At 32.4% G+C, this 17,703-nt stretch carries 23 protein-coding genes; all 23 read right to left on the bottom strand.

Annotated elements, in window-relative coordinates:
• On the bottom strand, positions 1-888 hold an 888-nt coding region (locus SOR77_RS08720), incomplete at its 3' end, for a baseplate J/gp47 family protein (RefSeq protein ID WP_320636718.1).
• Between the two features lie 74 nt (positions 889-962).
• Entirely contained in the window at positions 963-1,394 is a 432-nt protein-coding gene (locus SOR77_RS08715) for a DUF2634 domain-containing protein (RefSeq protein ID WP_320636717.1), read from the bottom strand.
• The gene (locus SOR77_RS08710; RefSeq protein ID WP_320636716.1) at positions 1,391-1,846 is read right to left on the bottom strand and encodes a hypothetical protein; all 456 of its coding nucleotides are present in this window, start codon (positions 1,844-1,846) and stop codon (positions 1,391-1,393) included. The genes SOR77_RS08715 and SOR77_RS08710 overlap by 4 nt, the downstream gene beginning before the upstream one ends.
• A gap of 1 nt (position 1,847) precedes the next feature.
• Complete coding sequence (locus SOR77_RS08705; RefSeq protein ID WP_320636715.1) at positions 1,848-3,266, bottom strand: C40 family peptidase; 1,419 nt, start codon at positions 3,264-3,266, stop codon at positions 1,848-1,850.
• Positions 3,263-3,850, bottom strand: a complete 588-nt coding sequence (locus SOR77_RS08700) for a hypothetical protein (RefSeq protein ID WP_320636714.1) — start codon at positions 3,848-3,850, stop codon at positions 3,263-3,265. The genes SOR77_RS08705 and SOR77_RS08700 overlap by 4 nt, the downstream gene beginning before the upstream one ends.
• A complete protein-coding gene (locus SOR77_RS08695; protein WP_320636713.1) occupies positions 3,843-5,921 on the bottom strand; it encodes a tape measure protein in 2,079 nt (692 codons plus the stop codon). The genes SOR77_RS08700 and SOR77_RS08695 overlap by 8 nt, the downstream gene beginning before the upstream one ends.
• 160 nt (positions 5,922-6,081) lie before the next feature.
• Entirely contained in the window at positions 6,082-6,489 is a 408-nt protein-coding gene (locus tag SOR77_RS08690; protein ID WP_320636712.1) for a phage tail assembly chaperone, read from the bottom strand.
• Between the two features lies 1 nt (position 6,490).
• Complete coding sequence (locus SOR77_RS08685; RefSeq protein ID WP_004822486.1) at positions 6,491-6,973, bottom strand: phage tail tube protein; 483 nt, start codon at positions 6,971-6,973, stop codon at positions 6,491-6,493.
• A gap of 13 nt (positions 6,974-6,986) precedes the next feature.
• Positions 6,987-8,327, bottom strand: coding sequence for a phage tail sheath subtilisin-like domain-containing protein (locus SOR77_RS08680; RefSeq protein WP_320636711.1), 1,341 nt, complete (start codon positions 8,325-8,327; stop codon positions 6,987-6,989).
• Complete coding sequence (locus SOR77_RS08675; RefSeq protein ID WP_084230638.1) at positions 8,327-8,518, bottom strand: hypothetical protein; 192 nt, start codon at positions 8,516-8,518, stop codon at positions 8,327-8,329. Before SOR77_RS08675 ends, SOR77_RS08680 begins: the two co-directional genes overlap by 1 nt.
• Positions 8,505-9,089, bottom strand: coding sequence for a DUF6838 family protein (locus SOR77_RS08670; RefSeq protein WP_320636710.1), 585 nt, complete (start codon positions 9,087-9,089; stop codon positions 8,505-8,507). The genes SOR77_RS08675 and SOR77_RS08670 overlap by 14 nt, the downstream gene beginning before the upstream one ends.
• Complete coding sequence (locus SOR77_RS08665; RefSeq protein WP_320636709.1) at positions 9,086-9,559, bottom strand: HK97 gp10 family phage protein; 474 nt, start codon at positions 9,557-9,559, stop codon at positions 9,086-9,088. The genes SOR77_RS08670 and SOR77_RS08665 overlap by 4 nt, the downstream gene beginning before the upstream one ends.
• 1 nt (position 9,560) lies before the next feature.
• Positions 9,561-9,932, bottom strand: coding sequence for a hypothetical protein (locus tag SOR77_RS08660; RefSeq protein ID WP_004822495.1), 372 nt, complete (start codon positions 9,930-9,932; stop codon positions 9,561-9,563).
• Positions 9,911-10,345, bottom strand: coding sequence for a hypothetical protein (locus tag SOR77_RS08655; RefSeq protein ID WP_004822497.1), 435 nt, complete (start codon positions 10,343-10,345; stop codon positions 9,911-9,913). The genes SOR77_RS08660 and SOR77_RS08655 overlap by 22 nt, the downstream gene beginning before the upstream one ends.
• Positions 10,346-10,597 carry a hypothetical protein gene (locus tag SOR77_RS08650; RefSeq protein ID WP_040552892.1) on the bottom strand — a complete coding sequence of 84 codons (252 nt, stop codon included), beginning with the start codon at positions 10,595-10,597 and terminating at the stop codon, positions 10,346-10,348.
• 14 nt (positions 10,598-10,611) lie between these two features.
• A complete protein-coding gene (locus SOR77_RS08645) occupies positions 10,612-11,529 on the bottom strand; it encodes a hypothetical protein (RefSeq protein WP_320636708.1) in 918 nt (305 codons plus the stop codon).
• Between the two features lie 16 nt (positions 11,530-11,545).
• On the bottom strand, positions 11,546-12,088 hold the full coding sequence (locus tag SOR77_RS08640; RefSeq protein WP_004822501.1) for a phage scaffolding protein: 543 nt from the start codon (positions 12,086-12,088) through the stop codon (positions 11,546-11,548).
• Between the two features lie 256 nt (positions 12,089-12,344).
• Positions 12,345-12,716 (bottom strand): hypothetical protein, encoded by a 372-nt coding sequence (locus SOR77_RS08635; protein WP_320636707.1) that lies wholly within the window; start codon positions 12,714-12,716, stop codon positions 12,345-12,347.
• Between the two features lie 5 nt (positions 12,717-12,721).
• Positions 12,722-13,162: a hypothetical protein gene (locus SOR77_RS08630; protein WP_084230646.1), complete on the bottom strand. Its 441-nt coding sequence runs from the start codon at positions 13,160-13,162 to the stop codon at positions 12,722-12,724.
• Positions 13,155-14,795 carry a minor capsid protein gene (locus tag SOR77_RS08625; RefSeq protein WP_320636706.1) on the bottom strand — a complete coding sequence of 547 codons (1,641 nt, stop codon included), beginning with the start codon at positions 14,793-14,795 and terminating at the stop codon, positions 13,155-13,157. The genes SOR77_RS08630 and SOR77_RS08625 overlap by 8 nt, the downstream gene beginning before the upstream one ends.
• Complete coding sequence (locus tag SOR77_RS08620; RefSeq protein ID WP_320636705.1) at positions 14,764-16,167, bottom strand: phage portal protein; 1,404 nt, start codon at positions 16,165-16,167, stop codon at positions 14,764-14,766. Before SOR77_RS08620 ends, SOR77_RS08625 begins: the two co-directional genes overlap by 32 nt.
• Positions 16,168-16,178: 11 nt before the next feature.
• The gene (locus tag SOR77_RS08615; protein WP_320636704.1) at positions 16,179-17,432 is read right to left on the bottom strand and encodes a PBSX family phage terminase large subunit; all 1,254 of its coding nucleotides are present in this window, start codon (positions 17,430-17,432) and stop codon (positions 16,179-16,181) included.
• Positions 17,416-17,703: terminase small subunit (locus SOR77_RS08610; RefSeq protein ID WP_320636703.1), on the bottom strand; the 288-nt coding region annotated here is incomplete at its 5' end. The genes SOR77_RS08610 and SOR77_RS08615, both read right to left, overlap by 17 nt.

The raw sequence follows: 17,703 nt of genomic DNA, 5'->3' as shown, positions 1-17,703 counted from the left end.
TATTGTGGACTTTTCTTTTTCCCATTCCTTTCTCATCTGTAAAAAATAAGGTTCTAATAAATTTTTAATCTTTTCATCTAGCCCATCTTTTGAACCTCCACTTTGTAAAGTCACATTCAAAGAAATTTTAATTTCTCTCTTGTTAACCCCTTCGACAGTAACCAGATGTCCAATTGGAGCAATCCCATATCCTTTCTGCTGATTAGGCACAGGATCTATAATTTCTTGTAGCTTCTCAACCAACTCTTTAGTTGGAGCATTAAACTTAGAATCAGTAAAAACTATCTTTACAGTTCCACCGCCATTCCAAACCGGATATACCTTAACACCTCCAACACCTTCAATACTATGGCACCAATCAAGGTATTGATCAATATTCCCACCATAAGCATTGGTGTTAATATGCCTAAAATATCTCTCTCTAAAATCTTCAGTGTCTTCCTCCTCTTCTCCTGGTCTAATTACTCCTACTATAAAAGCATGCTTTAAATTTCTTATGCTGTCTATAGGAATCAATTTCCCATGAGGCACATTCCCTACCTCTCCATACTCTTCACATATAAGCTCATAATAATAGTAGTTCTTTTTATACTCTAAAAATTTAGTAACCATAAAATTAAGATTATCAAAATTAAATCTTGCATTAATTGGTAGCTCTACATTAAACTCTCCTTTAACTATTGCCTGATTTGCCGGAAAAGGAGTTAACGCTCTATCCTTAGCTATCGCAATAAGACCTGTTCTATCTGCAGTATCTCCAAAAGTATTTTTTAATATCCAATCTAAAGTCATATAAACCAAAGAAAGCTCAACAGAAGCCGGAGCCATAGCATCATAGATAATAGAACCTTCCCTCTTATCCCTAAACTCATCAATTCTTGATAACATTCTCTTAAAAAATCAGCTGAGAATTCATCAAACTGTGGTTTATATTCTCTTTGAGCCATAACACACCCCCTCACTTAAATATTGTCATAATCAAACTTCCACGTATTTTCAATTTCAATTTCTCCATAGACAGAATTAACAGTAAAAGAAATACTTAATTCATCTCTTAAAGATTTATCTTTTAAATACTTAAAATTAATAACAGAATTTACCCTGTCATCTTTTATTAAGCACTCCTCAATCCTTCTTATAAGCTCTACATAGACAAAGTTTTTCGGCTTTCCAAATAAATCTTGTAAAGGCATCCCAAAAGTAGGATAAATTAAGTGCACCCCATACTCAGTATTTAAATTTTTATAAATCATCTGTTTTAGAGCCTCTTTATCATCTATGTTGCCATATATTCTTTCTGAATTAATATGCATTCTATAAGTCTTAGTAGGAGAAACTTTTTCTTCCAAACCCAATTGCATAGCTAAATTAATATCATTTTGTTCAGGTATCATTTTTTAATCCCCTTATCATGCTTAATTTCAATAATCTCTCCCTCAAAAAGCTCAATTGTTCCCTCAGTAACTAAAGTAGTAGAACCATCAGAACAATTGCCCTTTAAATTACACTTAACCCTACCTTTTAACTTATGTGTCCCATCAAAATAATAATCCACTCCATTTGAGCCTTGAGGGCTTGAAGCCTCATAAAGATAGTACCAAACTTGCCCCTCCTGATTAGACTGAAACACAAAAGAATGGCCAATCTCTTCCTCAGTAAACTTCCTATACTTTGGAACAACCAACCACTCTTCTTTAAGTTCAACATCATCATCCCTTTTAAAAGTCAGAGGAACTAATTTTTCAAGCTTAGCATGAACTATACTTGAAAATGTAAGAGATGATACATAATCGGCAGCTATATTAGAAATAACTTCCTTTAATTTATTCGCATCAAATTCGCCCATATTATCCTCCAACATACCTAAAAGCACGAGTAAAGTTTTTATTTCTATTCCAAGCTGTTTGAATTACAGTCTTACCCTTAGTTTGTGAAGCTTCAATTACATTCTTACCATCATACATAATAGCAACATGTCCCTTGTTCCACATCACATCCCCAGGGTTTGCCTGTTTTAAAGGTATTTCAACAAATCCATATCTCTTAGGATTACAACTCAAACTACGTGAAGTCATTCTATCAGGAAACTTAACTCCATTAGCCTTATAAGCTTGCATTACAAGACCACTACAATCAACAGCACTAGAACTTGCTGCACCCCAAACATAAGGCTTACCCAAATAAGAATTTGCAGCTTTAACTACTCCATTAGAGCCATCATAATTCCCGAGTACTTTTGTACTTCCATCAAATGAACTTTTTTGTTTTTGTTCAATCTTTTGAGGCGCAATCTCCGGACTAATATTCTTATTAAACACTTCAATATCCATAAAATGATGTTCCTCAGAAAACTTGTGAGTAACATAATCAACCATCATCAAAGAATTAATATCAATATCTCCAATCCCCAACATTTGAACAGGCACTAAAGAGCCTCCCCTTACATCAGGCCTACCAACTATATTTTTAAGCCTTAATCTTCTATGTTTTCTATTGAAAATTTTCAATAATTCTTTTGCTTTAGCCTCAATATCAACTTCCTCATTATTAGTCATATCAGAATAAGAAAGTAAACCCCACTTAGCTATAGATTCTTTATCCTCAGCAGTTGCAGACTTTATTTCCTTTTTATTGTCATCTAAAAGCTTTAAGTGGACTCTATTGTAACTGTTAGAATTAATAGAAGTATCATAAATAAAATCCTCAGTACAATCATAATCAATGACATCTTTAATCTTCATGTTTTCAATGTTTTTAAGATAAATCTTTCCACCCTTATCAAACAAAACATAGATTTTACCGGTACTTGCAGTAGTCATATCACTTGCAAACTTTAAAATCTCCCAAAACTCTTTATCCACTTCAATTCTTCCTGGAATCTTAAATTTTGTGTCATCAATTTCCCCCACTTGAAGATTTCTATCAGCACAAATATTTTTAAGTAACTCCCCATAAGTCCAATCCTTATACTGATAAGTTGATTTATTCTTTAAATACCTAAGTTGGTCATAACAAGTAGTACTTATTACCTGCTCACCTGCTCTTGACTTAGAAAAAACATAACCATAAAAGAAAACCTCTCCATCCACATAAAAAGCTATAGGATTACCCTCTTGATAATCCAAATTTTCATCCTTAACAATATTACAAGTCATCTTACCAGGAGCACCATTTCTTGACCAAGTAACTTGGATTATGCCCTCTATTAATACCTCTTGAACCTTTCCTTGATTGTCAATAATCACTTTAAATCTATCTTTTTTCATTTCTTTACGCCCATAACAGTATCTAAAAATTTAGACACATTCTCTTTAATCCCATGAATAACATTAGATGCCAAACTATTATCAAGCCTTCTGGCTTTCATCGGAACATTTCCTTCTCCCGCTTCCAACTTTGAATTATTATCAGCATTTACATTTATTATCTTTGTTTTTAATGGAATATACTGCTTTAAAAAAATAGAAATAATTAAATCCATGCCATTTTCAGCATCTTCTAAAATTTCATAATCTTCCAATGTTACAGATTTATTAATAGAATCATTGAGATTACTTTGATACTTACTCCTCAAAATCTTGAATTGAAAAGTTTTTTTATTAACCTTTAAATCCTGTAGTTTATTAAGTACACTTTGAGGACTTACAAAAGCTTTAACACTCGGAAACTCATCAGAAGGAACTCTAAATTCAAAATTAAACTCTGTTAATCCCGGCTTTTTTAAAAGATTTAATTCTTCGCCGTTTAACAGAGTTACAACTTTATTTTTATTCTTTATTTTCGTATTAATCTTTGCAGGTGTGATGGGAAGTAGTAAGTCATCAATATAAAAATCATATCCTTTATTCATAAGCCGCAATACCTCCCATAGTTGTAGAAACTGCTTCTCCTAATTTATCAGTTAAATCAGAAACCCAACCATCTAAATCCACAGTCTCGTGAACATCACCAAAAGTATTGTTCGCAATAACTTCAATCTTATCAAAAGAAAAGTTTTGTATGGTCCTTCTCTCTGCTAAATCTCTTAAATATTTTATATCCTCATTCTTAACTTCAATACCATCTTTTAGAGCCTTAGTGTTTTTCTCAGTACCCTTAGCTGCATTTTTAATTTCTAAAAGCTCAGAAGCACTTGGTATATTAGAAAGAAAATCAGGCTTAGAACTGGCCATATTTGAACCATCAGAAGCTTTTTCCCTTTCATTTGATTTTTTCTCCTTTAAATCCAAAATATCTTTATTTCTCTGAGCTTGATTAGCTTTGTTCTTATCTTCCAAAGCTTGAATTTCAGCTTGATTTTTAATCTTTATATTTTCGTACTGTTTATTTAACTCTTCTAACTTACTATCTCTTTCAGCTTTTTTTGCTGCCTCTTGAGTAGCCGCATCGGCTTGAAAACTTACATGCTCAACAGTTTCAATAGCTATCCCCGGAATATTATTGGCAAAATTTATTAAACGGTTCACTCCGTTTATAGCTCCATTTAAAAATGAATCTATAATTCCTAAACCTTGAACCTTTAAATATCCCAAGCCATTTAAAATACCATTAACAAGTCGAGTTGTTGTTACAGAAATATATATTCTAGACTCTTCAAAGTGATTTTGAACCATCAACAAACCTATTTGAATAGCCTCATAAGTAGAAAGTAGCTTATCCTTTAATATCAAGTGTGCAACTTGAACACCGCCAACAGACCTAACCCAACGAGCTAAAAACATAATAATAATTCCAATCCCGGCAGCAAACCAAAAAATTGGATTAGCTAAAATTGCCATATTTAATCCATTTTGAGCAACAGTTTGAATCGTTGTAGCGACAGTCCAAGCACCATAAGCGGCCGCAATCCCATATAAAGTAGATTCAATAAAACCCCAATTGTCAGATATAGTATTAGCAAGTAGAATAGATTTCTCTATAATCCATCCCAATCCATTTAAAACAATCCCTAAATTTTCCATTGCATTTTGTCTAAATATCATAAAATCTTCACTATTGGCAAACTCATTTAAACGAACAAGCACCGGCTCAAGCTTTGATACAGCCTCGTTTTTCATCTCGGTAAAAATTCTTCCCCAGGTCTTTGGAGTATTTTCAAAAGCTGAGTTGATTTCATCATAATTTGCAAAAATTGCATTCTTAACAACATCTGCAGAGAGTTTACCCTCACTTGCAAGCTCTCTAATCTTCCCGATAGGAACTCCTAAATACTCAGCAATGTATCTTATCAATTGAGGAGATTGTTCAAAAATGGAGTTGAGTTCATCACCACGAAGAACACCTGAAGAGAGAGCTTGAGTCAATTGTATAGAAGCATTTTTAGCCTCGTTCACACCGGTTCCGGCAGTTGCAAAAATCATATTAATAGACTCTTGAAATTTAATTACTTCCTCTAAACTACCAAAAGCCTCCTTAGCTTGGCCACCTAGCTTAGCCACTGTATTTAGTTGGTCAATATATATAGACCCCGTCTTTTGAGCCGACTCATAAATCAATTCTTGAGCTTTTATAAATTCTTCTTGAGACTCAGCCAAAGCACTAAGCCTTCCCTTAGCAGAAACTAACTCATCAGACAATCCACCTAATAACTTCATTCCTGCCATAGATACATAAGTCGCAACAACTGTCTTAATAGCCCCCGATAATTTATTAGCTCCCTTTACACCGACATTAATTGATTTATTATACTCATCCTGTGCATTCTTTGCTCTATTAGTATTATTTTCAATATCTCTTAATTGAAATTCTGCATCATCAAGAGCTTTTTTTGCAGATCTTAAATCCTCAACATTGAACATATTGTCCGTTGCATTTTCAATTTTATTTGCACTTGCAATAACAATATTCATTGAATTAATAACATTGTTTAAAACAGGAGTCATTCTGTTTTGTAAAGCAATTGTAGACTCAATTAAACCCATTAACTCTCACCTCTTTTCGTATCTTCAGCATACTTCTCAAGCATAGCAACATACATGGCCTGCTCCGCCTTACTCATTTTTATAAATTCAGTTGGTCTTATTTTATATTCTGTAGCCACAAAAACATAATAAGAAAGGGAGGTTTCCAAATCCTCCCTAATTAGTTTTTTACCTCATCCTTTAAATCTTCAAAAGTTTTATCTAAGCCATTTATCTTGTTACATTCAGTTTGAAGTCTTTGAAACTCCTCAGCATTTAACATAGCATTTATAAGAGAGTACGAATCCATTACTCCATAAGAATCTTGTAACTCAGCATTATTTAAATCAGGATAAACAACACTGTTTATAACTATCCCTAAAAAATATTGAGAAGATTTAAACTCTGCAGTTCTTCCCCTAGTTACAACAGCATTATCAGAAGCCTCTAAAATTTGACTTGCTTTCATTGGTTTAATAGTCCACTTTAGAACCTCTCCATTTTCATCTTTAAACCTGTCGCTGACAACAATTTGTTTTTCATTAAATGCAGAAACAACATTTTCTTTAAAAAAACCGGTTAAACTCATCTTATATCATCCCTTCTAAAACATTAAACTCTTCAGGCATATCACAATCTTCAAACGTTCCTGAAATCTTTTCCTCTAAAGTATCAGCAGTTATATCCAGTTTGGCCATAACTGCTCCGTCAATATTACAATCCCTAAAAATAGCAGTATGTCTGCCCGCGTTAGAATTAGGGTCGTCATTCGTGATTTGAATATCAAAATAAATATCCCTTCCGGTTTTAGCATACACCATTATAAGTTTTCTAAAAACATCAGTATTGTAATATAAATCAGCAGACCATTTACCCGATAAAGTATTTGACCTGTTACCCTTCTTTCTGGTACCAAGCCTTGGTATTTCACTCTTGCCTTTTTCCCAATTGCCCTCAAAATTCTTAAGCTGGAAAAGTAAATATCTGCTACCTTCTATAGTTGCATAAGCAGCACCTTCAGCCCCGTGAAGCGGCTCTCTTGCGTGCATAATTGGTTGATTAATATTTGACATCTATATCTCCTTTCTATCTCACGTGAATTGTTTGATAAAGTTTTTGCATAGCCATTACAGGAAGCAAATAATCATGTACAACAACAGCATCCTTTTCATGACCTTTCTCAACAGTTGTATCAGAAGACTCATAATTTTCAATAGCCCCTAATTCAGTTAAAGTCTCTGCGTGCTTAACAAGTTCATTCCAATAACCAATTCTGCCGTCTTCATTGTTCTGAACCTTACCCAAGAATTGCTTGTTAAAAATCTTAGCACCATCTATAGCCCTTTGATCTAACACCCTAATAACTTGATTCTTAGAAAAATCAACATTTTGCGCCAAAGTAAACTCAGTAAACGAATTGACATCCTCAAGAACTCTAACTTCTTTATTTCTTTCATAAAATACAAAATAGCCGTCCTTTACAGCCTGTTCAAGTTCGCGCTTTTTAAGCTTAGTATCAATTTTATATTCTCCTGAATATAATTTATTAGTAATTGAAGCATTCACATTACATCCCGATTCATTGCCGACAACCCAATAAACTGCTGCAGCCTCATTATCCTCATCTAAAACCCTATTAAACACATTTATAAGCCCTTTATAATTAGATTTAGTTTTATTGTTTTTATAAACAACACACTGGAATTTTATCCCTTCATCCTCTCTCATTCTTCTTGTAAATTCTTTATATAGAAGCTTTACATCATCATCAGTCCCGGCATAACCAATTACATTAAAATCATACTTTTCTATCTCTTCTAAATATCTTGAATGAGACTTGCCAACAACCTTGCCATTTTCACCGCCGGTCAATTTAGTCCCTGAAGTAATTTCCAAAGATTCTCCATCAAAACTAAAATCAACTACAGAATTTCCTTCTATGTTTTTTAAGTCCTTAACAAGTTGTTCAGCAACAGTTGCATCACCCATCTTAGTAGTAATTACAAAAGCATTCTTTGTATCAACATCCTTTTCAATGATTATCATGATGTCATTACCTCGAATTCCATTGTGCTTAGCAGTAACCTTTAATTGTCCAATAGTTGCAGTTGCTTTTGCTCCCCCCTCATCATTTAGTCTATAAAGATATAAAGTTTTAGCCCCACTCATTAAGTCTCTTAAAGGTTTCATCTTCTCATGCACATAAGAATATCCCAAAAGCTCAAGAGAATCATTTTGTAAATCTTGAGGCTCAATAGTGATAATTTCCCCGGTCTTTCCCCAATCAAGTTCCAGACCAATAGTTGCATACCCTCTGTCTGAAAAAGTGTTAGAAGCTCTTTCAACCGAAACATAATTTATATATGCTCCTGGTAATATCTTGTTTTGTACTAAAAAAGTACCTCCCCCTAATGCTCCATAAGCCATTATTTTACCTCCCTACTATTAAACTCTTTGACTAATGTTTCAACTTCATCAAGAGTATATTCTTTATCGTCATCTAAAATGACTTTTAATAAATCTTTGTTCCAATCTAACCTTTCCGCCCTTAAAATTGAATCTTTAGAATACTTGGCATCTTCCAATTCTAATTTAGGAACATTTTTAGTCCTTGACATATAAATTAATCTCCTTCTTAAACATCAAATCTTCTTCATCTAATTTGCCATTATTCCTTATATTTTTCTCCGGAATAACTCCTCTACTCTCTTTAGGTAAATCACTTTCCCACATGCCGGGGTTATCTTTTTGAGTAGCCTCTTTATATGGCTTTTCATCTTCATAATGAATAATATTTTCTATCCTCATCATATACGGGTCTTTTTCAACAAATTCCTTAGTGTTGTACCTATAATTGATTGTAAAATTCACCTCAAAATCAGTATTTTTAACAGAAGCATCAAATCCATAAACACCACCAGTTTCAAGTCTAATATTCCTCATTCCATAAATAAGCCTCTGCCCAACTTCCTCTTTGATATAAGCAGTAGCATTTTGATTTAAATAAACAATATTTATAAGACTATCCACCCTATACCTTCTTTGAAACTCCAAACTAATATCCGTATTTACAATCTGCACAAAAAAGCAAGGCTCAATCAAACCTTGCTCTGTGTCCTTAATATATATATTTGTTTCAGGAAATAGCTCATCTAGTCTATTCACAACCGCTTGTAATAACTTAATCATCCAAGCACCTTCCTTAATTCATTCTCAACAAACTTATCAATTTGCTTTTCAATCTTCTGTTCAGAAATCTTTAGCATAAAAACACCGGGAACCCAACCTACGGTTTTCCCATCTCTCTTTATCCTATGTCCATTTTCAACATACGGAGCATACTCAACATTATTAACAACCTTTATAGTGTAATAACCTCCGGAATTAGTATAGCCATCAACAAACCACCCACGTCTTAAAGTTCCGCCAAGCTTACCTGTATGAGGAGTAAAACTAACCAAAGTTTCCTTGTCCGTTCCTTTATATGCAATAAAAGATACCGGTTTATCATACTGCCCTACAGGAGTATTTAACTTAACAGTTCTTAAAAGTCTTGCAGCAATACCCTTAATAACCTTCTCAAGTATCACATCTTGATTATCCCTTATAGAAACTAACTTGTCCCTATAAGCCACTAATTCCTTAATATCAAAACTCATTCTATGCCCACCTCACAAACTCTACACAAGAATACTCATTGTGCGTAGAATAAGACTTCAATCTTGCATTCATAAGACTATAAGTATATCCGTTTTGAATAACAGTTATCTTAGAATTTATTGGAATATCTATTTCCGGAGCTATAAAAAGAGTAAAGCCGCTTTCACTCTCAGTGACAAACTCTCCTTTATTATTCTTAGCAGAAGAAAAAGACAATCTACAAGCAATATTCTCATAAACTGTCTTCTCTTTAAACTCAGTAACCTTAGTTGTAGGATTCTTAACAGATTCTCTCACAACAACACTTGCCACTCCAGTGTATAAGTTTTCTATAGCTTTTCTATACCTTTTTACCAACTTATCTTTCTGCATATTATCGCCTCTTTCTTCCATCTACCCCTTAAAAGTCCAATCCAGTACATAAGTTTTTGCTCACTCATATCATTAATATTTGTTGACCCCTTAAGCTCAACAGAAGTATCTCCAAGTTGCACCCTTCCAACTAAACTATCAATATCAAACTCATCAGGAAGTTTCCCCAAAACATACATATTTTCTAAAAAACTCCCTAAAATCATTTCATACAACAGATAATATAACCTTTCAGGCACATACTCAGTATTACAGAAATTCTTAAGTCTCATAACTTCATTAGAAGCAATAATATTTATACCAGAGTCAATACTTTCAAATCCAGTTTTCTTTAAAGTATCAAGGATTTGACTTGCATATATACTCTCAAAAAAAGGATCCATAGGTTTTAGAGTTTCAAACAACCCAATCACCTACCCTAAAAGAGCTATTAAATCAGCCTTTTTGGTAACACCACTTCTATCAATGCCCTTTTCATCAATAAGAGCCTCTAACTCAGAAACAGTTAAATTTTTCAAATTAGAATTCTCTTCTATAACAGTTCCATTAACAACCTTAGCCGCCTTTGAATCATCTTCAATAACTACAGCCCCTAAACTTTCAAGCTGTTCTATTTTCCCTACATCTGTAGTTGTATAAATTAAATTATCTAATCTAAGTTTCATCATCTTCCCCCTTATTATTCAGCGGTACAAACAAAAATTTGGTTTTCTTTATGTTTCTTAATCCATAAATCATGATACTTTCTAAAATCAATCTTCCATGCATCCGCCTTTTGGTTCACATCAGGAGTAAACACTCTTAGCTTATCAGTCTTATTTATTGCAATAGGAACATTTTGAGGAGTTATAATCCAGTTTATATCTTTAGCTTCACTATTAGGCTTTAATCCACCTGCCTCTTGTCCTCCTGTTTTACCGTCATTAACATCATATAATGTTTTTAATCTTGCCGATGGTACAACCCTTATAACATGCTCATCAATAGTCTTTACCTTAAAATTCAACCCACCTTGCTTAAAATCAGCAACATTAATAGACTTACTCACTTTAGGAGAATCCTCAATAAGAGCAAGAATTGAAGATGGCATTGTCAAAATAAGTTTACTATCAATCCCTATAACATCTTGAATTGCTCTTATATGCTCTCTAATCTTTGAAATTGCGTTATCAGCTGTTATAGTTATTTCCTCCGTTTTACTAGCTTTTTTAGCAATAGTTGCAATTTTAGAATATCTATAAGCATCAATTTCCGGAATTACATGCTCAGCTTGAAATATCTTAATTACATTAGCACTTGTCGCAACAAACCCTGACTCATCAACATCCATAGAATCAAGTTGAAAAGTTCTACCTCTATCTTGAGTCATTTTATAAGTATCCCACTTAAGAGTTACTCCACCTTGAACAAATCCATTGTCCCTATCATAATTTCCAAGACCAACAGTAGACATATTTGGAATCTTAACTTCATCCCCACCATTATAAATAACTTGGCCCGCATTAGCTTCCATCCATCCACTTGTAAGCCCCTGTACCACTTGTTGATCTAATTGTTTCATCATCAATTTTGAATACTCAATTGTGTTAATTGCCATAATTTACTCTCCTTTTTTAATTACTAAATATACTTGCTATCGTAGATTCCATAGCACTAGCTCCGCCCCCCTCAGGAGTTGGAGGCTCATGTGCATTAAATCTATTATCACTACCATTATTACTATCGTCTTTGAAAAGATAAGGCTTAGATTCTTTTAAAGCTTCAACCTGCTCCTTAAGTCCACTTATACCATCGTCATTGAACTTTATATTTTCTTTGTTGATTAACTTCATCAACACATCATCATCCAAAGACCCATAAGTTCTTATAGCCTCTTTTAAAGCAGTATCATTCTTTAAATTAGTAAGCGCCTTTTCATGCTCCTTAGCAGTAGCCTTCCAAGTTTCAACAGACTTTTGAATATCCTCTATATTCATATCTTTATAAGATTTAATCTCTTTATTCGCAACACTAATCTGTTCTTGAAGAGTTTTAATCTCTTCATCCTTGGCTATAGCTTTTGCCTTTTCAGCATTAATATCATTACCATTTTCTGCCATAATCTTATCAATTGCATCTTTATCTAAACCTAATCCCTCTAAAAACTCTCTCTTCATTAACTTCCTCCTTACGTTTTTTTACGAGTGTTACAGTCTCACAGGTTGGCTAAGTTTTACGTCATTCCAAGACAATATAAAAGTGGTCACAAACTATTAATTTACAACCACTAAAAAAGAGAGGTTTCCCTCTCTTAAAAACTTATTAAATTTTAATCTATATAAAATATATTTTTAATTGACTCTTTCAATTTATTTATATCTTCTTGCGATAAAGAATATATTGTAAAATAATCATTTTTAGTCATATTATCACTTATAAAAATCTCACCCAATTCAAAGAATCATGATCCATTTCAAATTCCCAATTTCCATTAACATTAATATTTATCGGTTCAATGTTATGAATAAAAACACGCTCAAAAATTCCATCATTTCTCTTTAAATCTAGCTCTAAAGAAAAACCATCTCCATATCTAAATGGTTCGTCCAATGGTTCAGTTATAACAATAGACACCCTATTATTAATTTTTAATGGTTCTTTGTTCCCAAGCCTAGGCACTCTATTTTCTTCTTCATACAAATGAATTTCTATATTTTCAATAAATTCAAAATCCCTTTGTCCGTCTCTTACCCTATATAACTTAGCTTTTTTAGCTTTTAATATTCTTAATAATGTTCTTTTCATACTTTTCACCAATTATAAAAATCTTCTTTTTTAACTTTTTCTTGCATTCTGTGCAATTCCGCATGTTCATCCATAGAGTCAGCTGGAGTACCCTCTATAAATCTTTGATATTTCTCAAAACATTCTTTAGCCGATCTAACAGAAAAATCTCTCATCTTTGTTTTTTTATTATAATGGAATCTTCTTTCAACATATTCACAATATTCATTAAAACTATATTCTCTTGGTGTATAATATTTAAGAGGCTCAAATCTTTCTATCTTAACCTCTATTCCTTTTAATAAATCTCTAAAGTCTCCTATAGGGGCATAGTATCCATAATCTTCATAAAATATTTTATTTAATTCTATATCATGAGCATTTAACAATTTATTTGGACTATATTTTTTAAAAAAATTACTTGCCTCTAAATACTTTTTAAAGTCTTTTTCATCAAACTTAAACATTTTTAACCTCCATAATAAGCAATGGCATAGTTCTATTATTCACTATAAGCCCCGTTTCTTTTACATCAAGTATTTTAAATTCTAAATCTCTTTTTAATAAGAATTCATATTCATCAAAATGATTACTAAAACTACTAATCATAGCTCCAATACCTTTTCCTTTTGGAATATATATCTCAAACATAGCTTCTTTCTCACAGAAAGCTTTTTCTAAAATTATCGAGGTACTTACATATCCTTTATCTATATAACTTTTACCTATAAACTCTTGTATATTGTTAGTACCAAACTTTTTATATAAGAAATCTAAGTCGCTTCCTCTATATACTGATATTTTATCCGGTAAATCAAAGTTGGATATTACATTGTCTATATTTTTTATATGTCTTTCAATTTCACATTTTATCTTTCCACTTCTCAAAATAGAATTTATTGTTTTGTCCCCTCTATGTGAATAATAAGCTATACTTTCAGCTTCTTCAGCATTAACTGACCATTCAAATTCATCAAGTTTATCTTGACCATAAAATTCTACAAACTCTGAATATTTTTTAAATATAGTTGTTTTAAAAACATTATCGAACATTTGTTTACTATTAGTATACTCTTTTTCACTGCTTACATCAACATATTTTTCATACCATTCGCCATAGCTAAGCTTTTCTATTCTTTCAGATTTTCCAGTTTCAGGATTTCTCATCATCCTAGTTTCATCATCTATATCATCAAAATAAGGAACAGTAGTTGTTCTGCAATTAGGGTGAAAAGGTGGAGCAGTTATGCCTATTTTATAATCTTTATACTCAAATACTCTGCCATCCATATCTCTACAAATTTGACTTGTTTTTAAATCTAAAGTTGCTATTATTTCATATTTTTCAACACCTAACTTTTTATATGAATCTTGAACAGCTTTTGAATTAATAGCAGCAGTTTCAGTCATCACAAGCCTAACAGCATTATATTTAGAGGTTTCAAACTCTTTGGCAATGTTTTTTATTGATTCATCCGGAGATGTTCCTCTTATGATATCTCTTGTTAAATTATCTTTTAAAGAATTAACAAGCTTATTGCCCCTTTCCCAAATTCTATTTGAAAATTCATTCCCATCACTTGTCCATGGTGTTTTTAGTATAGTTTTTAGAGTACCTTTATCAATACTTTGAAAATTTGAATAACCAACTATCCTATGAAGCTCATACAATTCATTATAATATCTCTTCTCGTAAGTCTTTCCTAAATGATTAAATAATCCTTTATCTTCCTTGGACATTAGATTGGCAACAGTCTTCTTAAGCTCTAACTCCATAGCTTGAAGCCTTGATATCCTCACTCTGTGAGAAATGATGTCTAGCTCTCTTTCTATTTCAGGAGTTATACTTCCCTTAGACTTTTTCATAAACTCATCCAGGTCCATTTTAAATAAACTCAACTCTTTGTCATTTAGCATTTTTTTAGCTTCGAATAAAGAAATACCACCTGCTTCAGCTTGTAGCTTAGTCAAGTGATTATAAATTTTATCCTGTATTTTATTTACTTCAAAATCATAAATCTTTCGTATTCCTTTAACATATTCTTCAGACTCTCTAAACACATTCTCGTTAAGCTTTTCTATTCTTTTCTCCCAATCCATTCGCACGTGCTTCACCACCTAAGTCAGGATAATCATCATAAAGTTTAATTTTCTCATCTCTTTCTTTTTTTATTCGTTCCAACTCTTCATCCTTATCAGTTACAAAAGGATGATTAGAAACTAAAGTTTCATTTGATATAATTCCAATACTATTTTTAATCATCTCAACAGTAGACTCATCATTTACCATTATGTTTCGCTTGAATTTAATGTCTACTCCTTTAAAATTAACATTCTTAACTATACCTATAAATTCAAACATATAATCAAAACTTGCTGTAAACTCTAACTCTAGTTTGTTAGCATCCAGCTCCATATCAGAATACATAGCCTTAATATTTAAAGTATTTGGGGCATTATACGACCTTTCATTGTCTAGATATAGACTTCTGGCATTATGTGCAATAGCTTTCTTTATAAGCTCAATGATAACTTTATAATTCTCTGAATTAACCGTAACTTCAAGAGTATCTACTCCGCCTTGGCTTCCATCTGCCGTTCTAACTTTAACAGTTCTATACTGTGCTAAATTCTCTCTAAATTCCCCTAAATCTTCACCCTCATAATTTTTAAGAATTAAGATAGTATTCATAGGATTTTCAAACATATTATCAGCATAGTTGCTAAGCAGTAAATTCAATGCATCCTGTAAACACTTAACTTTTTTAATTAAAGTTAACTCATTAGGCTGCTTAAAATACACAAAAGGTAGTTTCTTGTAACTATAACTTAATCCGTTCTTTTCCAAATACGGCTCATCCGTTAAATACTCTAAATGTCCATTTTCAAAAGAATATACTCTTATCTTATCTTGAGTGTAGAAATAAACATACTCTTTCTTCTTTATTGTATTACCGTTAAATTCCTCTTTTGATACAAACAAAATGACAGCCTCTAAGCTGTCATGATTATCATCTTTCCACACAGGAATTACACTCAATGGATCTAATCTTTTAAATTTAACATCTTTCCCATCAGTAAATAAATATAGCCAACCTATTCCTGTATTAAATGAATCAGCTGCTAAATTATTTATAGTTCTCATAAACCTATTATCAATAAACTCATTTATAAAATTTACCACTGTCTCATCATCTGAATCCATGTTTGGCTTGTCTGATAATAGATAATTGATTTTTTGGTCTACCGCACGTGCATACTGATTATCTTTTATAATAGTATTTGGTAGAGCTTTAATTCTTACTAACCTTCCGTCTTTACCTATCGTAGCCCTTATCTTTTCATCAATAGCTTGGCCATAATTGTAATAATCTATCCCTATTTGCATTTCTTGTTTTATAATATCATGAGCTAATATATTAATCTCTACAAACTTTTTAATCTGTTCCTCTGTTAATTTACTTAAATCCAAATTCTCACCACCTAAAATCCTACTAAGTTGCCCCTCATATCTTCTGTAAGTGCATATCTGCAACCGTCAATTGAATGGTTATCTTTATCTTCCAGTTTATTTTTTGTGTTACCATCTTTATCTACTTGGTAATCTATATTTTCAAATTCTCTTGCAGTATTAGGACATCTTACAGGATCTATTATTATCTCCTCTAAATCATCAAGCCACTTTTCACCAAATTCAACTGAACCCGGCCCCTTAGAAGCTCCGTACACTTTTAACCCATATTCCCACATCTCATCTATTGACTTTGGCTCAGCACTATCAGCAAATATTTTTGTATCATTCCAACCATTTTCTTTTATCTTAACAGCTGCATTTCTATTAGAGAGTTTAACCTCGTGTATCTCCCCAAATATATAAATTTTTCTTCTCATCTTGTCATAATGAAGTCTCATAAAATGCAAAGGGTCATTAGCATATCCCCAGTCAATACCTTGTCTTATATTGTCAAATGAAAGTAACTCTTTAGTGCTAATCTCTCTAAAAATTAAATTATCAAATGGCACAACACCACTCCCTATTGGCTTGCCTAAATATTCCCATTCATATTTATTTGGTTTAGTTTTTTTGACATGTTCTGCCTCATCAATAAAATCTTTTGAAATAAAAGTATTATCCAAATATGTTGAACGATGTACTATAGTATTCTTTGGTATAAATTGAGTCTCGTACCTCTTATTAACCCAAGACTGTTTTCTTTTAGGCGGATTATAAGAATAAAAAAACTTATATTTTAACCCATCCGCAAGTTCAGCTCTTAAAACAGAATTTTCAATCATAGATACTTCATCTTCTGTTTTAAATTCAGCAAGTTCTTCTATCCATAATCTTGCTATAGGAAACTTTGCCACCTTAATAGATTTTATCTTTGCCGGGTCATCAGCGCCCCTAAAAATTATTGAATTACCACGCGGTGTATATGTTATCTTTAAAGGGCTTAAATTAAATTTAAAATAAGGCTCAAGGTTTAATATACTTATTGCCTCTTTTAACTGTTCATAGCAAGATTCTTGAAGAGTGTTTCCAACTTTTCTTACGCAAAGAATAGTTATTGGATTTGCTACTATATCTAAAATGAGTTCTATGCCTATATTAGAAGATTTCCCCGAACCTCTGCCGCCTTTGAATACATATTTTAAATAGTTATTAGCTTTTATCTCTTTGTGGATACTTCTAAAATTAGGCAGTATTATTTCAGATAGTTTAATCTTCGATGTCATCTACAATCACAACACTTTCAGCTTTGATTTCCAATTTATCAGTCCACATGCCTAGATGCTTGCCCATTAATTCAAGAGTAGATTTTTTATCGTAAAACTTAACTTCTCTCTCTGTGCCCCATTCAGTTGGCTTTATTTTTATAGATTGGATACAAGCTAAGTCTTCATCAGATGCACTGTCTTTTACTTTTCCCGTCTCTAAATCTACTACATCAGCTATATTTACAAAACCCAGTTTTCCTAATTCCTGTAGTATTCTATCTGCATTTAT

This window comes from Peptoniphilus sp. (assembly GCF_034090345.1).
Lineage (GTDB): Bacteria > Bacillota > Clostridia > Tissierellales > Peptoniphilaceae > Peptoniphilus.
This window is presented reverse-complemented; position numbering and strand designations above follow the sequence as displayed.